This is a genomic window from Pseudidiomarina homiensis, from assembly GCF_003987225.1.
In the GTDB taxonomy this organism is placed as follows: domain Bacteria; phylum Pseudomonadota; class Gammaproteobacteria; order Enterobacterales; family Alteromonadaceae; genus Pseudidiomarina; species Pseudidiomarina homiensis.
The window spans coordinates 1,304,700-1,324,088 of the sequence record NZ_PIPX01000001.1; the positions used below are offsets into that span (position 1 = coordinate 1,304,700).

General features: G+C 50.7%; 14 protein-coding genes. 7 read left to right on the top strand and 7 right to left on the bottom strand.

Annotated features, from left to right (window positions below; all coding sequences use genetic code 11):
- Window positions 1-63 precede the first annotated feature (63 nt).
- The 3 genes from CWI70_RS06285 to mdh all read right to left on the bottom strand — a co-directional run bounded on the left by CWI70_RS06285 (window position 64) and on the right by mdh (window position 4,398).
- On the bottom strand, window positions 64-2,694 hold the full coding sequence (locus CWI70_RS06285) for a TonB-dependent receptor plug domain-containing protein (RefSeq protein ID WP_241967833.1): 2,631 nt from the start codon (window positions 2,692-2,694) through the stop codon (window positions 64-66).
- 136 nt (window positions 2,695-2,830) lie between these two features.
- The gene (locus CWI70_RS06290) at window positions 2,831-3,385 is read right to left on the bottom strand and encodes a rhomboid family intramembrane serine protease (protein ID WP_126771534.1); all 555 of its coding nucleotides are present in this window, start codon (window positions 3,383-3,385) and stop codon (window positions 2,831-2,833) included.
- A gap of 80 nt (window positions 3,386-3,465) precedes the next feature.
- The gene (gene mdh / locus CWI70_RS06295) at window positions 3,466-4,398 is read right to left on the bottom strand and encodes a malate dehydrogenase (protein WP_126771536.1); all 933 of its coding nucleotides are present in this window, start codon (window positions 4,396-4,398) and stop codon (window positions 3,466-3,468) included.
- A gap of 179 nt (window positions 4,399-4,577) precedes the next feature.
- Here mdh and argR point away from each other — a divergent pair, with 179 nt between their 5' ends.
- Complete coding sequence (gene argR, locus CWI70_RS06300; RefSeq protein WP_126771538.1) at window positions 4,578-5,045, top strand: transcriptional regulator ArgR; 468 nt, start codon at window positions 4,578-4,580, stop codon at window positions 5,043-5,045.
- Window positions 5,046-5,166: 121 nt separating this feature from the next.
- Here the strand turns inward: argR and CWI70_RS06305 are convergent, their stop codons facing one another.
- Window positions 5,167-6,087 (bottom strand): Dyp-type peroxidase, encoded by a 921-nt coding sequence (locus CWI70_RS06305; protein WP_126771540.1) that lies wholly within the window; start codon window positions 6,085-6,087, stop codon window positions 5,167-5,169.
- A gap of 136 nt (window positions 6,088-6,223) precedes the next feature.
- Here CWI70_RS06305 and CWI70_RS06310 point away from each other — a divergent pair, with 136 nt between their 5' ends.
- On the top strand, window positions 6,224-8,011 hold the full coding sequence (locus tag CWI70_RS06310; RefSeq protein ID WP_241967834.1) for a DUF885 domain-containing protein: 1,788 nt from the start codon (window positions 6,224-6,226) through the stop codon (window positions 8,009-8,011).
- A gap of 93 nt (window positions 8,012-8,104) precedes the next feature.
- Here the strand turns inward: CWI70_RS06310 and CWI70_RS06315 are convergent, their stop codons facing one another.
- Window positions 8,105-8,482 (bottom strand): DUF4870 domain-containing protein, encoded by a 378-nt coding sequence (locus tag CWI70_RS06315; protein ID WP_126771542.1) that lies wholly within the window; start codon window positions 8,480-8,482, stop codon window positions 8,105-8,107.
- 117 nt (window positions 8,483-8,599) lie between these two features.
- On the opposite strand from CWI70_RS06315, the gene CWI70_RS06320 reads away from it, so the two are divergent.
- Together CWI70_RS06320 and CWI70_RS06325 are read left to right on the top strand one after the other, a co-directional pair.
- Complete coding sequence (locus tag CWI70_RS06320; RefSeq protein WP_126771544.1) at window positions 8,600-9,514, top strand: ATP-grasp domain-containing protein; 915 nt, start codon at window positions 8,600-8,602, stop codon at window positions 9,512-9,514.
- Window positions 9,515-9,584: 70 nt separating this feature from the next.
- Window positions 9,585-10,673, top strand: a complete 1,089-nt coding sequence (locus CWI70_RS06325) for an energy transducer TonB (protein ID WP_126771546.1) — start codon at window positions 9,585-9,587, stop codon at window positions 10,671-10,673.
- Window positions 10,674-10,731: 58 nt separating this feature from the next.
- Here the strand turns inward: CWI70_RS06325 and acnB are convergent, their stop codons facing one another.
- On the bottom strand, window positions 10,732-13,320 hold the full coding sequence (acnB, locus tag CWI70_RS06330; RefSeq protein WP_126771548.1) for a bifunctional aconitate hydratase 2/2-methylisocitrate dehydratase: 2,589 nt from the start codon (window positions 13,318-13,320) through the stop codon (window positions 10,732-10,734).
- Window positions 13,321-13,712: 392 nt separating this feature from the next.
- Here acnB and CWI70_RS06335 point away from each other — a divergent pair, with 392 nt between their 5' ends.
- On the top strand, window positions 13,713-14,108 hold the full coding sequence (locus CWI70_RS06335) for a hypothetical protein (protein ID WP_126771550.1): 396 nt from the start codon (window positions 13,713-13,715) through the stop codon (window positions 14,106-14,108).
- Here CWI70_RS06335 and CWI70_RS06340 read toward each other — a convergent pair.
- A complete protein-coding gene (locus tag CWI70_RS06340; RefSeq protein WP_126771552.1) occupies window positions 14,086-14,994 on the bottom strand; it encodes a LysR family transcriptional regulator in 909 nt (302 codons plus the stop codon). The genes CWI70_RS06335 and CWI70_RS06340 overlap by 23 nt on opposite strands.
- A gap of 236 nt (window positions 14,995-15,230) precedes the next feature.
- Here CWI70_RS06340 and CWI70_RS06345 point away from each other — a divergent pair, with 236 nt between their 5' ends.
- Both CWI70_RS06345 and CWI70_RS06350 read left to right on the top strand, forming a co-directional pair.
- Window positions 15,231-16,310: an efflux RND transporter periplasmic adaptor subunit gene (locus tag CWI70_RS06345; RefSeq protein ID WP_126771554.1), complete on the top strand. Its 1,080-nt coding sequence runs from the start codon at window positions 15,231-15,233 to the stop codon at window positions 16,308-16,310.
- Entirely contained in the window at window positions 16,310-19,387 is a 3,078-nt protein-coding gene (locus tag CWI70_RS06350) for an efflux RND transporter permease subunit (RefSeq protein ID WP_126771555.1), read from the top strand. The genes CWI70_RS06345 and CWI70_RS06350 overlap by 1 nt, the downstream gene beginning before the upstream one ends.
- Window positions 19,388-19,389: the final 2 nt, after the last annotated feature.

Genomic DNA, 19,389 nt, shown 5'->3' on the forward strand with positions numbered 1-19,389 from the left:
AAAAAGGGACGGGGTCGACCCCCATCCCTTCGACTTCGCTTATTTTTACGGCTTGCGCAAAAATTAGAAGCGATATTGTGCTCTTACATAATAGAATCCACCGTTCACACCCATTGGCGAGGTTGGCGGATACTCCGAACCCACTAGGCCAGCGTAAGGGTTCTCGTCAGGACGCTCATCAAATAAGTTGCGCGCACCGCCGGCGACCTTCCACTGCTCAGTGAAACTGTAACCCAGTTCTAAATCTACTGTGGTTTCTGCCCCAGCGAAGATATCCAGGCCACCACCAGCATCTACGTGGTCTTCATAGTACTCACCAAAATAGTTCAACCGCACTAAAGTGTTGAGTTTGTCACGTTGCCAATCAAAGGTGAGCGTGGCGCGATGCTCCGGCAGGTTATCTTCAAGCATCATGACTTTCGCTAAGTTGATGTAGGCTGGATTAAACTCATCGACCGTGGTGTCGGTCCAGTTATAGGCCAAACCATACTTCATTTCGCCGTCCCACAGGTCATGGGTGTAGTTCGCAACAACATCGATACCCTGAGTGGTAGTTTGGAAGTCATTAGCAAAGTACACTACACTGCTGTAGCTACTGGCGTCACGAATGCCTTGCTCGAGCAACGCATCAATGTCGGCTTGCGTTAATGGAATTGCAGAAGTACGGGTTAAGCGATCGCTCACTTCAACATTAAAGTAGTCAACCGTGAGGTAAAAGCCATTCGCAAACTCACCTACCAAGCCTAAGCTATAGGCAGTCGACTCTTCCGGCTCAAGTGGCTTACCGCCTTTCAGTGCCGCAATCGGATTGGTCGGTGGCAGCAACGCTTGGTCTTGTAACTCGCTACCAACGAAGGCTGTGGTAACGTTCACCACATTACTCTGCCCTACCGTTGGCGCTTTAAAACCAGTGCTCACCGCACCACGTAAGGCCCAATCGTCGGTCAGTTGTAACCGCGCTGAGATTTTACCGTTCAAGGTTTCACCGAAGTCGGTAAAGTCCTCGTAGCGAACTGCGACACCCATCATGAAGTCAGCGGTCAAATAGGTTTCGGCATCGGCGTAAATAGCCCAGTTACCGCGGCTCCACTCACCGGCAGCTTCAGGTTTAATGCCAGGGAAACCGTTTGAGCCAATGCCAAACCCTTGCGACGTTCCAGTAGCAGGATCGAAAGCAAGACTGCCGACCGCGTACGATGCTGGATCACCGACTTCTTGTTTGAATGTTTCACGGCGATATTCGATACCAGTTGCGACGTTAATCGCATCATAAAACCCATCAACATCAATGGCCTTACTCAGGTCAAAGTTGAAGTTTTTCTCCAGTTGACTTGCCGCACCCGGCTCAAAGCTCGTCGGTGTATCTGGACCAAGGCTTGGGTTCACAGTACCGCTGATTAAATACTCAATACGGGAGTAGCCGACGCCAATACTGACATCGTAGAACCAGTCATCATCGGTATAGCCATTGGTGCCAGCTACAAAAGCAGCATCCGAGACAATCCCACCGAAGCGCGGCGTAAAGCCGCCGGGAAACATTTCATTGAAGGCAAAACAGTTCGCCCCGACTGCAGTACTGTTATCCGCAATCGCTTGATAGTTAGGATTTTCAAGTACATTATCGCCAATTTGTACTTGCGGGCATTCAACTCCTACACCTACGCCATCAAGGTCGCCAACGAGTAATAAGGCATTGCCATCGCCATCAGTACCGCCGTCATATACTCCACCGCGCGTGTGCGGGTTACGATAGTAGAAGCCACCTTCAATCTCGCGCTCGGCGTAGTTGGCGTACAAGTAAGCTTCTTTGTTGTCACCTAAATCGAGGCCAAAATTACCCAGTACTTTCATGTCGTACTTAATTTCTGGTGTGCCCCAAATTTGCGCCGGCTCTTCCACGAACGTGTTCCCTGCAGCGATGAGTGCCGCCGCATCATCGCGTTGCACACTTCGACTGGTAGGATCGGCAGACTTGTATTCCATACTAAAGTTGGCATAGCCACGTTCGGACAATTCAAGTCCGGCATTAGCAGCAACTTGGTACATTGCGCCGTCGCCTTCTGCGGTCTCGCCATAGCGCGCTTCAGCAGAGCCACCGTCACTGGCATCTTTTAAGACAAAATTAATTACCCCGGCGATAGCGTCCGAACCATACTGTGCGGCGGCACCGTCACGCAGTACTTCTACCTGCTTTAAGGCAATCGCGGGCAAGGTCGAGATATCAGGTCCCTGCGCGCCATCTGACAAACCACCGCCAAGAAAAGTAATGACCGCCGAACGGTGACGGCGCTTACCGTTCCATAGAACGAGTGTGTGATCCGAAGCCAAACCACGCAGGTTCGCTGGACGCACTAGAGTCGAAGCATCGTTGATCGGTTGGTCATTTACATTAAACGAAGGCACCACCGTCGACATCATCGTCATCATGTCGGTTGAGCCCTGCTCCATAAACTCTTCGGCCGAAATAATATCCAACGGCACGGCTGAATCACCCACCGAACGCGGCGCTGAACGTGTACCTACAACAGCGATACGCTCTTCAGCTTTTTCGACTTGCTCTTCTTGTTGGTTATCGTTGGCTTCTTGCGCATAAGCGCTTGAAGTTGTCAGAAGTGGAATTGATGCAGCGAACAAAACCAAACTGATCGACTGTGCTAAACGTGTTTTAGACCCAGGCACTTTTGATGTGGCCATGAGACCTTCCCCCTTGTTGCTATTATTATTTTTGTCCTATGAGTAAGCTCATAAGACTATTACAAATAGCTTAGCCTAGATCAAAAAACAACCTGTTATAGACATTAGTCGAATATTTAATGCGATTCGTCGACGGTTAAAGTGAGCGATTTGGTCTGAGAAATGCAATAGCACTACCGATTAGCGCGCCGCCAATATGAGCATGGACAGCTACGCCGCTGGCGTACTGGGGATAGAGGAGATCAAGAATGAGTTTTGCGCTAAGCGCAACAAGCACCAGGCTGCCGATAAGTTTTCGCTGGCGTAGCTCAGTAACACCACTGTAGGCAAAAAGGCCATAGAGTGTGCCCGAGAAGCCTGAAAATACGCTAAATTCACCATTCAATGCCCATTCTGCTAACGAGCTGACCACCATAACTAAGGGTAGCAAAAGCCAATAACGCTTCTGGGGAATACTTTCGGCGAATAGCGCCCACCACAGCAGAATACCGCCCAGATTGAGTGCTAAATGCGACCAACTGTGATGCAGCAACTGAGCGCTGAAAAGCGTATACCAATGAAAATCGGTACGCGAGAGTAACAAGGTTTGCCGCACATCCGCTGGCAACAGCATTGCGCAAGCTAAGATAACCGCTAACGCTAAAGGAGGAATGACATAAGTCGGCGACAGCGGTAGTTGTAATCGAAACACCTTTTGTACACTCCCAAAAAAAACGCTGAGAAAGGAAATCCTAACTCAGCGTTATACAAGATTACATTGGTCGAAACGACTTACTTAACGAAGTCCAAGCCTGTTTGGATGTCGCCTTTCAGGCCGTCGAGCATTGCTGCTTTGGCTTTTTCTTCAAAAGCGCTCAGCTCGCCATACGGTAGAATCTCTTCGATACCGTTTTTACCTAAACGTACTGGATGAGCAAAGAACAACGCGTCTTTACCGTCGGTTTCAACGTAAGTGTACTCGACCACGCTGTTGTCGCCTTCAAGTGCTTTCACGAGTGACAAGCAGAAACGTGCTGCAGCTTGGCCCATAGAAAGGGTTGCCGAGCCGCCGCCAGCTTTGGCTTCAACAACTTCGGTGCCAGCATTCTGGATGCGATGGGTCAATTGCTCGATTTGCTCGTCTGTGAAGCTCAAACCGGTTTGTGACAGCAATGGCAAGATGGTCGTGCCGCTGTGGCCGCCGATAACTGGAACTTGCACTTCTGCTGGGTTCTTACCGTGGATTTCAGCAACAAAAGTTTCCGCACGGATCACGTCAAGAGTGGTGACACCGAACAATTTGTTTTTGTTGTAAACGCCCTTCTTCTCGAGTACGCGCTTGGCGATCGCTACGGTGGTGTTCACTGGGTTAGTGATGATACCAATGCAAGCGTTCGGGCAGTTGTCTGCGATAGCTTCAACCAAGTTCGCAACGATACCAGCGTTAATGTTGAACAGGTCAGAACGATCCATACCTGGCTTACGCGGCACGCCCGCTGGGATGAGCACGATGTCAGCACCAACCAACGCTGGAGCAAGGTCATCTTTACCGTAACCTTTAACGTTAACGGCAGTTGGGATGTGGCTGAGATCAACAGCAACACCTGGTACTACCGGCGCTACGTCGTACAGCGCCAACTCAGATCCAGCAGGTAATTGGGTTTTCAAAAGTAATGATAGTGCTTGGCCGATTCCGCCAGCTGCACCTAAAACTGCAACTTTCATCTCAGACTCCATCCAGTTGTTGGGTTGGGGAAAATTTTGGTGCCGAAAGACTACTGCAAAACCGCCGAAATTACAACCAAGATGGCGCTGGCTAGGCGTTTTGGCGCAAGTGCGATAGACTGTCTTTTGATTTACGAAAGGGTTCGATAGATAACAATAACAAGAGGCAGCGACGGAACATGGCTAGTGCGAAATCTGATGCAATGATCGAGACCTTCAAGGGCTTGTTGAAAGAGGAACGCTATGGCTCGCAAAGCGAGATTGTAGATGCGATGAAGGCCCGCGGCCACGACAACATCAGTCAGTCGAAAGTCTCTCGTTTGCTGTCAAAGTATGGCGCGGTTCGTACCCGTAATGCGCGGCAAGAAATGGTCTATTGCCTGCCTGCCGAACTTGGTATTCCATCAACCCGCGCACCATTATCCCAGCTTGTTTTAGATATTCAGCACAATGATGTGATGGTGATCATTCGTACCTCACCCGGTGCCGCGCAGCTGATTGCCCGATTGCTGGATTCGGTCGGGAAAAAAGAAGGCGTATTGGGAACAATTGCCGGTGACGACACCATTTTTATCGCACCAGTAAAGGTGTCGGATATCGATTTTACCCTGCAGAAAGTCCGCGAGCTGTTTGAAAGTGTTGGGTAGCCCGTGGTTCTACCACGGGTCCAGCCTGACATTTCAACCATGTACGTTCAATTCGACAGACCCCGTGGTAGAACCACGGGCTACCACATTCCCGCATTGACCACCGTCAAAATGGTAGGGTTTATGCAAACCGGTTCAAAAAGTCGACCGAAGGCACAAAGTACGCGGCATTGGTGACCGCCTCGGTGTAATCTAGCAGCGGGTCATAATCGCCACTGTCATCTTCGTAATAGCGTTGCTTAAGCCAGCGCACCACATCCAGCGGCCGCGCAGTGAAATACATTGCCAGCAAGCCCTGCTCACGCATATCGCCCCACGGCATATTCTGCCGCAACATCTGCAATGGCTGCTCTTGCTCATCTTGCATCTTCGCCTTCTGCGCATGCGTCACCATATGCAAACCCGCTTCGCTAATCTTCTCGCCGGTGAGCTTTTTGCGGCCAATCACAAACTCTTGCATTTCTTGCGTCATTTGCTCCCAGCGGCGTAAGTCATGACGGAACTTTTGCACGAACAAATAGCTACCATTGGCAAACACCGCATCGTCGTCGGCATGAATCAACGCCAACTGCCGGCGGCGAATACCGCGTGGATTTTCCGGTGCATCAATGAAGCCGGTTAGATCACGGCCATCCATAAAGCGAAACGTCGGGATCTGCTCGATCAACTCAACATCATGACCTAACCATTCAAGGATCGTGCGAGCGCTATGGTAGTTAACGTCAAAACGGTCCGACCTTAACGTCAGCAGCAAGTCCACCGGTTCTCGCGGCGCTTGCCGGTCACCATCACGCAAGTCAGGAAACTGCCCAAGTTGCGGGGGCCGCTCATGCGGATACAGCGTATCCCAGTAATCGCTACCAACAGCCACGTAGCCACTTAGTAAAGCTTCTGAAAAACGTTCATCAAGCTCGTCAAAAAGTGCTGGAATACGGGCAAGCTTGCGGCGCATGTTACTAACGTCTTCATTCATCACGTTAAGTAACAAGGTCAGGCCGTGCAAATTCGGTTCGGCATAAATGCCTTTTTGCGCTTGTGCCATGCGTATTCCTTTTTCGCTGTTCGTGGAATGCAGTCGACTGGTCGCAAGGTTGTTGCGCTTGCGCCTCACTGGCATACAATGGTTTTCAGTTTAGCAAATATTTTACGAAAAAAATCATAAATTAAGCGGAGTTATTATGGGTGCTTCACAGCGTTTTACAACTACATTAGTGGCTGCCTCACTGGCCATGTTTTTGGGCGGCTGTGCCGCAACTTCAAGCCCTACCTCTAGTGGCAGCAATACTACAGCCATCGAGGCGGTCAACGAAGATGCGCGCTTTACCGAGGTTGCCACCCGTGTGTGGGAAGGCATGCAGAATCCGGTAGGTAGTGAGGACTCCGACGCCAGCCTACCGTCAATGACTCCTGAGGCACTCGCCGCTCGTGCGGAACAGCAACGCGGTTGGTTAAATGAGTTGCAGGCTATTGATACCTCAGCATTATCTCGACAAGAGTACATTAACTGGCGCATGCTCACCTATCGTCTGCAAAACGATGTCGACGCCTACGACTTTAACGAACATTACATGCCGCTAAACGCTGAAGGTGGCTTCCATAGTTCATTGTCGTTTATGGTGCGCAACACCGCACTGCGTAGCTATGACGATTATCAAAATTACGTCGCCAAATTAGGTACGATCCCACGCTACATGGCAGAGCAAACCGCGTGGCTAGAACGCGGCTTAGCTGAGGGCTACACTCAGCCACGCGCCTCGATGGAAGGCTTCGAAGACAGTATTGCCGCCTTCATCGTGCAAGCGCCAGAAGAAAGCGTGTTCTACGAGCCACTGCAAACGCAACCGAATTTCATTAACGACGAACAGTGGGCGGCGTTACAAGCCACTGCGGCACAAGTCATTGATGAGCAAGTGATTCCAGCTTACCAAGACTATTTCGACTTTATGGTGATGGAGTACTTGCCAAACTGTCGCGAAACCATCGGTGCTTCGTTTTTGCCGAATGGGGATGCCTACTACCAGAATCGTATCGAGCACTTTACGACGTTGGCGTTAACGCCCAAAGAAATCCATGAGCGAGGCTTGACTGAAGTCGCTCGTATTCGGAACGAGATGATGCAGGTCATTGAGGCAACTGGATTTGAAGGTGATTTTGACGCTTTCGTTGAGTTCTTGCGGACAGATCCGCAGTTTTATCCAGAGACTGCCGAAGAACTACTCAAAGAAGCTTCTTATATTTCTAAGCGCATGGACGGTGAGCTACCGAAGTTCTTTAAGTTGTTGCCGCGTCAGCCTTATGGAGTTGCTCCGGTACCTGCTGAAATCGCGCCGAAATATACCACCGGACGCTACGCTGGTACTTCGCGCGATGACCGTGCTAGCTTCTATTGGGTGAATACCTATGCCCTAGACCGTCGTCCGCTGTATCAATTGGAAGCCTTAACCTTGCATGAAGCAGTGCCTGGCCACCATTTGCAAAATGCCTTGGCACGTGAAATGGAAGGTGTGCCTTCGTATCGCCAACAAACCTACATTTCTGCGTTCGGTGAAGGCTGGGGCTTGTACTCGGAGTGGTTGGGGTTAGAAGCGGGCTTTTACCAAGACCCGTACAGCAACTTTGGTCGCTTAAGTTACGAAATGTGGCGCGCCGCGCGCTTGGTGGTCGACACCGGTATGCACTCGATGGGCTGGAGTCGTGAAAAAGCCATGGATTTTATGGCCTCAAACACCGCATTAAGTCTGCACAACGTGCGCACCGAAATCGATCGCTACATCACCTGGCCAGGCCAAGCATTATCGTACAAACTCGGAGAAATGTTGATTCGCTCATTACGTCGCGAAGCCGAAGAAACCTTGGGTGGCAAATTTGACCTGCGCGAATTCCACTATCAAGTACTGAAAAATGGCAGCATCCCGCTCGACGTCCTTGAAACCGAAATCCGCAACTGGATTGATTCGCAGTTGTAAAAGATGGTGCTGTTGGCTACTAACAAAAAGCCCAGGCGAGCGAACACTCGTCTGGGCTTTTCTGATCTGGGCTTTCTGATAGTAATGACCGATTTAAACGCGGAAAAACTTAATCGTCAGCGGATAGTTTTGGATGATGCCGTCGTTAGCTCGAATCGCACCCACGATAGCAAAGACGATATGGCAAATAGCCAAGGCAATAAGTAAAAAGATGCCCACAACCACGAAAGTTAGAATGAACCCGATAATGCCCCAGATAAACGCCGAAATAACCCAGTTAAAAACGACTTTTCCATGTGCGTCGATATAGGCGCTCTCATCTTTTTTAATGAGCCACATCACGAGCGGAGCAATAAAGCCCGCGAACGGAATGATGTAACCGAGAAACTGGGAAAGATGCAATAACATTGCAAACGTTCGCTCATCTTTACTTGGGCCAGTAATAACGGTTGTCTCTTGTACGTTTTCCATCGTTAATTTCCTTTTATTTATTTTATTTATATCAATCTTATGTAGAAACGTTCGGTTGCTTGCCGCCGTATAATTGCCTAGCATGTTGCATTATTGTCCACAGAGCAATAGAAAAACATGACTGCCCAACCAAAGATTATTGTCAATCGAGCAGGCAATATAGTTGACGCTGCATTTACTAAAATAGCAGGCAAACTTTTATTTTTCTCGTATCTTCGCCCATTTAGTTATTGGGATAATTATTACGGGGAACATGCCGAAATAACGAATGACTTTTTTCGATTGCTTCATTACCCAACGATTCAAGAGCATGATGACAAAGGCAATATTGCCCGAAAGGTTACGGCGTTAGGCATCGACGGACTCTTCCCTGCAACGTATTTTTCTACCAGCGACGCGCTTAAATCTGCGGGCGCGCATGAAAAGATTTGGTTTATTAAACCAACTTATTCAACCAGTGGAAAAGGCATTCAATGTCTCACCCATGAAGAACTGAAAACCTTTGAGCTGCCCCGCAGTCATATTATTCAAGAACAAGTTACGAATATCGAATTAATGAACGAACGCAAGTACACCGCACGTGCGTATGTCTTCGTCTTTAATAACAAGGTCTATCTCTATGACGATGGCTTCGTGATGATTCATGGGGTGCCCTATGCTCCGAATGCCACCGACTCACTAACCCAAGTCGAGCACAGCGGGTACGCAGATGCCGATGGCGCAGTAAAAATGATGCGCATGTCTGAACTACCCCACTTTTCTAAAAAGACCGAAAAGTTGAAAAAGGCCATACAAACATTAAAGCCTGTTATCGCCAATTTTATCGAGGCAAGTTCAGCTACAGAATATGGTTTACTGGGTATTGATTTACTGTTCGACAAAAACCACAAGCCCACGCTGATTGAGATCAATGCTAAAGCAAATTTTGTACACACCGACGTGATCAATGATTCCCTTAACGCGCCATTTTTTTCAGCGGTGTTAAACACGCTCTACACCAACCAAACTGATCCTCGCCTTACCGAAATATAGAGGTGCTTGCGGCAATACCGTGGCCTTGTTATTCTCGAAACAAATAGTTTACATTCATGGGAGCAGTACTATGCGCGGGTGCTTGGGTATCATTTTGATGCTTTGTTTCATCGTCTCCTCGGCCCATGCCAACAATGGCAAGGAACAATTTCAACAGAGCTATGCAGCCTTTCAAGAAGCTCTACAAACGGATGCGAATGCAGTTGAACTAACACAACTCGCCGAGGATGCTTATCAAAGCGGTGAACGCTATTTTGGTACAGATCACATCAATACTGCGAACTTGAAACTCAGTTATTTAAATGTCGTCGATGCGCATACATTACGTAGTCGAACGTCACAACTGCTCGCCGAGGAAGTCGTTAAAATCTATCGCAGCTTCTATGACGCCAATGACCCAGAACGCACAGTGGCACTGCTTGTAGCACTCAATACATTGAGCTCACAAAGTGACCTAGACACCGCCAACGACTACTACGATGAAATCATCGCTATTGCCGAAACGAACACCGCCGAGCAACCGTCGGCAATGTTCGAACTAAGGATTGAAGCCGCAGCACATATGCTACGTATCGGCAGTCGTTCGAGTCACGATCTGGTCGATCTCGCGGAAACAGCCAGCGCGCAGTTTGGTTCGCAACATCATTTAACGCTGTTGGCGAACTTTCATGCCGGGCGTTACTTCGAAGCGGCCCAACAACACGACCAAGCACTTGAAGCTTTTACGCTGCTCGCCGCCCACGACGCTGAAAGTCTACCGGCAGCACTGCAGGACGCGAAGTATATGAGCCATGCGCGGTTGGTTGCGCTACTTGAGCAACAAGGTCGAAGTGATGAAGCAACTCAGCACTGCTTAGCGATTTCGCAAATGGGTTATGGAGTGCAAGATGAACGCGACCCGACGCCGCTATACCGCGTGCCGCCTGAATATCCAAGGCCCTTTGCCCACAATGGTGTCGAAGGCGTGACCACTGTACGTTACGACATCGATGAAATGGGCTGGGTACGCAATATTGAAATTCTAGACTCTAAACATAAGTTGTTTTCTGAGTCAGCCATTGCTGCGATGCAACAATGGCGCTTTGCCCCGCGCCTGCATGAAGGTGAAACCGTTGTCACTTCCGATCGCACGACTCGGTTTATTTTCGAGCTCGATTAAAAAAAGGAGCTCATTGAGCTCCTTTTTTGCTTCACATTTTGCTTCCCATTAATGCTGCTTAAGCAACTTCAATGGTCGGAATAATGTTCTGCTTCGCAGCATCTTCCGCAGCACGGAAGTCCGCCATTTGGTCGAAGTTCAAGTATTTATAAACTTCGCCCGCCATCGAGTTGATGTCGGCTGCGTATTCCATGTATTCCGCAGGTGTTGGCAGCTTGCCTAAAATCGCGCCGACTGCAGCAAGTTCTGCTGAGGTCAGATAAACGTTAGCACCATCACCTAAACGGTTCGGGAAGTTACGCGTCGACGTCGACAATACTGTCGCGCCAGCTTCAACCCGTGCTTGGTTACCCATACACAATGAACAACCTGGCATTTCAGTACGCACGCCGTTGTTCGCGTAAATGTTGTAGTAACCTTCTTCACGCAATTGCGCTTCGTCCATCTTCGTCGGTGGCGCAATCCACAAACGGGTATTCAGCTCGTCAGAGTTCTTCTCGAGCAGTTTACCTGCCGCACGGAAGTGACCGATGTTGGTCATGCACGAACCGATGAAGACTTCGTCAACTTTATCGCCCGCTACTTCGCTCAAGAACTTCGCGTCGTCTGGGTCGTTCGGACAGCACACGATCGGCTCTTTAATGTCAGCCAAATCGATTTCAATCACTTCAGCGTACTCGGCGTCAGCATCGGCACGCATCAGTGACGGCTCAGCCAACCACTCTTCCATTTTACGCGCACGGCGCTCAAGGGTACGTGCATCGCCGTAACCTTCATTGATCATCCAACGCAACATGGTGATGTTTGAACGCAGGTATTCTGCTACTGATTCTTCTGACAAGTTGATGGTACAACCCGCAGCTGAACGCTCGGCTGAAGCGTCAGAAAGTTCGAACGCTTGCTCAACGGTTAGGTGATCAAGGCCTTCGATTTCAAGAATACGGCCAGAGAAAGCATTCTTCTTGCCACGCTTTTCAACGGTCAATAGGCCTTCTTTGATAGCGAATGCAGGAATCGCATGGACCAAGTCACGTAACGTGATACCCGGCTGCATTTCGCCTTTGAAACGCACCAATACCGATTCAGGCATATCCAATGGCATAACGCCTGTAGCCGCTGCGAAAGCAACCAAGCCTGAACCTGCTGGGAACGAGATCCCTAACGGGAAACGCGTGTGCGAGTCACCACCAGTACCAACGGTGTCTGGCAACAACATACGGTTCAACCAGCTGTGGATAATGCCGTCGCCCGGACGCAAAGAAACACCGCCACGGTTCATGATGAAATCTGGCAGAGTGTGCTGAGTGTCGATATCCACTGGCTTCGGATACGCTGCGGTGTGACAGAACGACTGCATGGTCAAGTCGGCGGTAAAGCCTAAACACGCCAAGTCTTTCAGTTCATCACGGGTCATTGGCCCGGTGGTATCCTGCGAACCTACGGTAGTCATCTTCGGTTCACAGTAAGTGCCTGGACGTACACCTTCCATACCACAGGCTTTACCGACCATCTTCTGCGCCAGGGTGAAACCTTTGCCAGAATCAACCGGCTGCTCAGGCTTCAAGAACAAGTCCGAAGGCCCCATACCTAAAGCTTCACGGGCTTTTTCCGTCAAACCACGACCGATGATCAGGTTGATACGACCGCCAGCACGCACTTCGTCAAGAATGACGCGTGATGCGTAGTCGTACTCAGCGATCACTTCGCCCGCTTCGTTTTCGATTTTACCCGCGTACGGATAAATGGTGATCACGTCACCCATGTTCATTTTTTCAACGTCGGCTTCGAATACCAACGCGCCAGCGTCTTTCATGGTGTTGAAGAAGATTGGCGCAACTTTGCCACCAATACAGATACCGCCAGCACGCTTGTTTGGCGTACCTGGCATGTCTTCACCGATGTACCACAACACTGAGTTGGTTGCTGATTTACGTGAAGAACCGGTACCGACAACATCACCAACGAAGGCTACTGGATGACCTTTTTCTTTCAATTCTTCGATTTGCTTAGCGGCGTCGGTAACACCTTCGCGTGGCATTTTGTACATTGCTTTGGCGTGCAACGGAATGTCCGGGCGCGACCAAGCATCAGGCGCAGGTGACAAGTCGTCAGTGTTGGTTTCGCCAGTGACCTTAAATACGGTGGCTTTGATTTGCTCTGGCATTTCGTTACGACCAGTGAACCACTCACCTGCCGCCCACGATTCCACAACTTCTTTCGCTAGCGCGTTGCCAGCTTTCATTTTTTCTTCAACGTCGTGGAAAGCGTCGAACATCAGCAAGGTGTGCTTCAGTTCGTAGGCTGCTAGTTCGCCTAACTCGGCGTCGTCGAGCAAGTCAACCAAGGTCACGATGTTGTAGCCGCCGTGCATATTACCTAGCAACTTCACCGCATCTTGCTTGCTGATTACAGGGCAAGCAACTTCGCCCTTAACGATGGCTGATAAAAAACCAGCTTTCACATAAGCTGCTTCATCAACGCCAGGAGGCACGCGCTCAGATAACAATTCAACCAAGAATTGCTCTTCGCCAGCCGGTGGATTTTTCAATAATTCGACGAGATCAGCGACTTGCTCTGGCGTCAACGGCTTCGGTGGGATGCCTTCAGCAGCGCGCTCTTCAACATGCTTACGATAGTCTTGCAGCACAGATTACCTCTACTTTGCTATGCGAGTGAAACTTGGGGGTGTCAATTTTGGGCGCAATTATAGGGGTTTTGCCGGGCAATTAAAATTCATACAGCGACATAAAGCATAATCTTTGGCATAAACAGCGTGAATATTCTGTACCCCGTGGTTCTACCACGGGTCACACCTGACGTTTTCACCATGTTGGTTCAATTCGGACGTTACCCGTGGTAGAACCACGGGCTACGAACTGTTTGCTGTTTGATTTAAACAAAGAACGAACAGCGAATAGCAAACATCGCAGTTAGGTTTTACATCTGGTTACACTTGGTGACGAAAAAATATGCAGCTGACATAAACTTTTCACACTTCGCAGCTATCTTAATAGGTAGGTCAAACGGGGGGACCTAACTATGAAAACACTCACTAACAAAGTAGTAAAAACCTTATGTACCGCTGCTCTAGTGTTCGGCTTTAGCGCCAGCGCAATGGCCAATACCACTAGCGAGCAAGATGCGCCACGCCAACCAACAGTGAAAGCGCAACAAGTGTATAAGTACACTTACCAAGCCGATAATTTCGCCGGCAGTATCGCGCAGGATATTCAAATCATGCAAGACGATATGATGGCCGATCTTATTGTCAGCCGTGACGCCGATGTCGCCGCGGCACTGGCTCGCACCGGCGTTGAGTTGCAAGGCTATGCGTTGCTCGCCAGCGCCAGCGAAGCGACGAAGAAAGTTAGCTTGTGGGGTGTCGACGCCATCACCACGTTGTTGCCAAGCTTTAAGGCGCGTGCGTATTTATAAGCGAGGCGTCACTAAAATGACGCCAAATAAGCTCTTCCGCTGGACCAGCGATACGTTCAGCGGAGCGGACAAGGTGAACTTCTAAGTTCACATGGGTCATAAAACCCGGAATATCTATGCGTTCAAGCGCATGACGTTGTAGTGCGTCACCAACCAAGTCGCCGGGAATGATGCCCCAGCCCATGCCTGCCAGCAATAACTCGCGTTGCGTAATCGAATCATTTACGCGGATCCTTTGCTGGCCCGGCATGCGCATAATTTTATCGAGATCAATACCGATGTCTTGATCCTGCGGGATCAGCATGGGCATTTCCAACAGGTCATGGCGCTGCAACTCAGCCAACTGCAAGCCCGCCAGCAACGTCGGTGCGCAGACGACCAACAATTCAAACGGCCTCACCCGCACGGTTTCAAAATCACCATGCTGACGAAAAATCGGCAACCACGGACACAATGCTAACTCTGCCTCGCCTTCGCGAATACGGCGCAAGGCGCGCAACTGCGAATCGCCGCTGAGCAGCAATTCGGTTGCCGGAAAAGCATCCTGCACCTTTTTCATCGCATCAAACAGCACCGACGGCGCACAGGTATAGTCGTAGGTGATCCGTAGTTGCGGTTCGGCGCCCGTTTGCAATTGCGCAGCCAAGGAATGCAAGCGTTGCTGTTGCTTCACTACTTCACGCGCTTGGCGCAGAAACTGCCGCCCGCGTGGCGATAGCGTCAAGCGATAGCCACTGCGGTCAAACAGCGGAAAACCAACGTCATCTTCAAGGGTCTTCAACGCCATGCTCACGGCCGCTTGGGTGCGGTGCATGCGTTCGGAAACCCCTTGGACGGACCCGGTCTCGGCGAGTAATACCAGCATTTCTAACTGACTTAGTTTCATCGCGGTGCTCGACTTGTGCGTAGCCCGTGGTTCTACCACGGGGGAGCCCGAATTGAACGGGCATGGTTGAAACGTCAGGTGTGACCCGTGGTAGAACCACGGGCTACCAAACAGCAAGCATCAATCTTAAATGTTTCTTATGCTCTTTTTAATTTTTATTCAGTATTACTTTACATTTTTACCCGCTAAACTTACAAGCATTGAATTTCATCGCTCAACCAATGAAGGGGAAGCTCATGGTCCGCAGCTTATTAATGTTGCTCAGCGCACTTACGCTGGCAGCTTGTAGCGAAGCGCCCGCGCAGCAGGAAGCTGAAACAACGGTGCAGCCCGTCAAATTATTCACCGTAGGTAGCAACAACGGCGAGCGCTTTCGCGAATTCCCCGCAGTCATCGAAGCCGCTCAAGTAGCACAGGTGGCGTTCCGCGTAGCGGGTGAAATTACCGAATTCCCAGGGCAACCTGGCGTGCAAGTGAAGCAAGGCGATTTAATCGCTAAACTTGATCCGACCGACTATCAACTGGTGGTCGATCAAGCACAAGCACGCTATGAACTTGCCAACGCGCAATTCCAACGCACCAAGAACCTGGTTGATGAAGGCGTGATCTCGCCGCAGCAGTTTGATGAAGTCAAAGCCAATCTCGAGGTTTCACGAGCGAACCTTGAGACCGCCAAAACTAATCTTAGATACACTGAATTACGCGCACCTTTCGCCGGTACCATCGCTCATATTTTTGTCGAGAAACATGAAACCGTGCAGCCGCAACGCCCGATTGCCACCTTACAAATGGACGATGCCATCGACATCAGTATCAATGTGCCCGAACAGCTGTTTGCACGAGTGCAGCGCCGCACCGACTATCAACCAGAAGTACGCTTTACCGCGCAACCTGAACGGACTTATAAAGCCCAACTGAAAGAGTGGGACTCTACCGCTGATCCTGCGACCAACACCTACAAAGTCGTCTTCACCATGCCGACGCCGACAGACTTCAATGTCTTACCCGGCATGTCAGCTGCGGTGCGCGTAGATTCCGCAGCGGTCTCAAACGCACCGGCGCAAGGCGTCTACATACCTACCAGCGCGGTATTTTCAGAACTCACTGACGCCCCACAAGCGCAACCCAAGGTGTGGGTTTACGATGCCGAACGTGAGCAGGTGCAACAACGTAACATCACCACCGGTAGCGTCACCGGTAGCTCCATTGAAGTCGTTGACGGACTACGTGAAGGTGAACAAATTGTCGTCGCTGGGGTGCATGCCCTGCAGAACGGCCAAAAAGTTCGCCCTTGGGTGAAGGAGCGAGGTCTGTAATGGATATCGCACGTTTTAGTATTCGGCGGAGCACCACCAGTTGGATGCTGTTGATTCTGCTGTTCGTTGGCGGTGTGTTAGCACTCACCAACATTGGTCGCCTTGAAGACCCAGAGTTTACCCTGAAAAAAGCGATGGTCATTACCACCTACCCCGGCGCTACTGCACAACAGGTTGAAGAAGAAGTCACCTATCGTCTTGAAAATGCCATTCAAGAGCTGGGTAACATTGACCATGTGAGTTCTATTTCGAAGCCCGGCTTGAGCCAAATTACCGTGGATATGAAGACCACCTTGCGCGCTGATGACATGCCGCAAATTTGGGATGAGCTACGCCGTAAAGTGAATGACGTGACCCGCCGCTTGCCGCCAGGCGCTGGACAACCCATGGTGCGGGATGATTTCGCCGACGTCTATGGCATCATGCTGGCGATTACTGGCGAGGGCTACAGCTACGATGACATCAAAGACTACACGGATTTTCTGCGCCGCGAATTGGTGCTGGTCGACGGTGTTGGCAAAGTCACCGTAGCTGGCGAACAACAAGAACAAGTTATTGTTGAGATCTCGCGCAACAAACTGGCGAACTTTGGCATTGCCCCTCAACAGGTCATTAACTTACTGCAAACCCAAAATGCCGTGAGCGATGCTGGCCGTGTACTCAGCGGGGGCGAGCGTATTCGCCTACATACCACTGGCGAGTTTGATAAGGTCGAAGACCTCGCCAACCTGATGATCAGTAATCCCGGCGCCAACGAGCGCATTCTCTTGCAGGACGTTGCGACCGTCACCCGCGATTACCAGGAGATCCCAGGCCACTTGGTACGTTTTAATGGTGAGCCTTCGCTATGGCTGGGCATTTCATTTGCCCCAGATGTAAATGTGGTTGAGGTTGGGCAGCGCGTCGAACACCGCCTGCAAGAGCTCAAATACGCGCAACCGATCGGTATGCAGTGGGATTACATCTACAACCAGCCGGCGGAAGTCGATGCATCGGTGCAAAACTTTCTGCTGAACTTAGCCGAAGCCGTGGCTATTGTTGTGGTGGCGCTACTGCTGACCATGGGCTTGCGTAGCGGTGTGCTGATTGGCGGTGTCTTGCTCATTACCGTACTCGGCAGCTTTATCTTCATGTATTTGCTCGACATTCAGCTCCAGCGGGTGTCGCTAGGCGCATTGATCATTGCGCTAGGTATGCTGGTCGATAACGCCATTGTCATTGCCGAAGGCATGTTAGTGGGTGTGCGACGTGGATTGTCGCGCATCCAAGCTGCCAGCGTCATTGTGCAACAAAATATCTGGCCGCTGTTGGGCGCCACCGCAGTCGCGGTTATTGCCTTTGCGCCCATCGGTTTATCCAAAGATGCCAGTGGCGAATACGCCAATTCGTTGTTCTGGGTGCTGTTTATCTCGTTATTGTTGAGCTGGTTCACAGCGATTACGCTCACCCCGTTCTTAGGCAATATTCTCTACCGCCGCGATGCCCGCGCGCGCAGTGCCAAAGAGCAACCTGAAGATGACGATCACGTTTATCAACACTGGGTTTTCCGTGGTTATCGACGTTTTCTGCATGTTTTTCTTAACTGGCGTAAGACCACAATGCTGGCCATGCTGTCCTTGCTGGTCTTAGCTGGCGTCGGCTTTACCACCATCAAACAATCGTTCTTTCCGCCGTCGACAACACCAATGCTGTTTGTTGACGTTTGGTATCCCCAAGGCACGGATATTCGAAGCACGGCGGAGCAAGTCTCCAAGCTGGAAGACTACCTAAAGCAACAACACCCTGAACTCAGTTATGTCGCCAGTACCATCGGCCAAGGTGCGCCGCGGTTTACCCTCACCTACATGGTCGAAAAGTCGTACGAAAGTTACGCCCAATTGATTTTACGTGCCGACAACAATGCGCAACTGCGGCAAATCGACGAAGCGCTCACGGACTACATTCAACAGGAGCAGCCGGACGTCGAGTTTAAAATGAAGCCGGTCGAAATGGGGCCGTCACAAACAGCGAAGATCGAAGCCCGTTTCAGTGGCCCAGATCCGCAAGTGTTGCATCAATTGGCCGCGCAGGCCGAAGCGATCATGGCGCAAGACAGCGGCGTGTATAACCTCCGCAACGATTGGCGGCAACGGACCAAAGTCTTACAACCTGAGTTTAATGAGGCAGCGGCACGGCGTCTCGGCATCACTAAGGCCGACGTTAATGACGTACTGAAACGTAATTTTAGCGGGCAAACCGTCGGTGTGTTCCGCGACGGTACCGAGCTACTACCTATCGTGGTGCAAGCCCCGCTGGAAGAACGCCGCGAAATTGCCGATTGGCACGAGTTGCAGGTCTATTCGCAAGCCTTACAGCGCTCCATTCCGTTAGCGCAGGTGGTCAATGACATGCAACTGGTTGCTGAAGACCATTTGATTTTGCGCCGTGATCGTAAGCGCACCCTAACCGTTATGGCCGATCACAACATCTTTGGCGAAGAAACCGCGGCGATGGTACTTGCGCGTATTCGTCCAGACATCGAAGCGATTCCCCTACCCACCGGCTACCAACTTGAATGGGGTGGTGAGTTCGAGGCGTCGAAAAAAGCCACCGGCGCCATTTTCCAAGCGCTGCCTTTCGCCTTCGTAGTGATGTTCATTATCACCGTGCTGTTGTTCAGCTCGATTCGTCAGGCGGGAGTGCTGTGGACGACGGTTCCGTTAAGCATCATCGGGGTGACTCTTGGCTTAGCGTTAACCGGGCAACCTTTTGGTTTCATGGCCTTGCTTGGCTTCTTAAGCCTTAGCGGCATGTTGATCAAAAACGGTGTGGTGCTTCTGGAGCAAATTCGCGTTGAACTTGCGGCCGGTAAGCCGGCGCTGCAAGCGCTCGAAGACGCAGCCGTTAGTCGCGTACGCCCCGTCATGATGGCAGCGGTAACCACCATTGTCGGTATGATTCCGCTGCTGTTTGATGACTTCTTTGTCAGCATGGCCGTGGTCATCATGTTCGGCCTTGGCTTTGCCACCTTGCTTACGCTAGTGGTGGTGCCGGTGATGTACGCGCTCGTTATGCGCGTACCCCACCACAAAACCTAAAG

Coding starts and splice junctions, on each gene's coding strand:
- CWI70_RS06305 (WP_126771540.1), bottom strand. CDS start 6,087: ATGGCACAAGCGCAAAAAGGCATTTATGCCGAACCGAATTTGCACGGC.
- CWI70_RS06325 (WP_126771546.1), top strand. CDS start 9,585: ATGCGCGGGTGCTTGGGTATCATTTTGATGCTTTGTTTCATCGTCTCC.
- CWI70_RS06345 (WP_126771554.1), top strand. CDS start 15,231: ATGGTCCGCAGCTTATTAATGTTGCTCAGCGCACTTACGCTGGCAGCT.
- CWI70_RS06320 (WP_126771544.1), top strand. CDS start 8,600: ATGACTGCCCAACCAAAGATTATTGTCAATCGAGCAGGCAATATAGTT.
- CWI70_RS06340 (WP_126771552.1), bottom strand. CDS start 14,994: ATGAAACTAAGTCAGTTAGAAATGCTGGTATTACTCGCCGAGACCGGG.
- mdh (WP_126771536.1), bottom strand. CDS start 4,398: ATGAAAGTTGCAGTTTTAGGTGCAGCTGGCGGAATCGGCCAAGCACTA.
- CWI70_RS06315 (WP_126771542.1), bottom strand. CDS start 8,482: ATGGAAAACGTACAAGAGACAACCGTTATTACTGGCCCAAGTAAAGAT.
- CWI70_RS06285 (WP_241967833.1), bottom strand. CDS start 2,694: ATGGCCACATCAAAAGTGCCTGGGTCTAAAACACGTTTAGCACAGTCG.
- CWI70_RS06310 (WP_241967834.1), top strand. CDS start 6,224: ATGGGTGCTTCACAGCGTTTTACAACTACATTAGTGGCTGCCTCACTG.
- CWI70_RS06335 (WP_126771550.1), top strand. CDS start 13,713: ATGAAAACACTCACTAACAAAGTAGTAAAAACCTTATGTACCGCTGCT.
- CWI70_RS06350 (WP_126771555.1), top strand. CDS start 16,310: ATGGATATCGCACGTTTTAGTATTCGGCGGAGCACCACCAGTTGGATG.
- argR (WP_126771538.1), top strand. CDS start 4,578: ATGGCTAGTGCGAAATCTGATGCAATGATCGAGACCTTCAAGGGCTTG.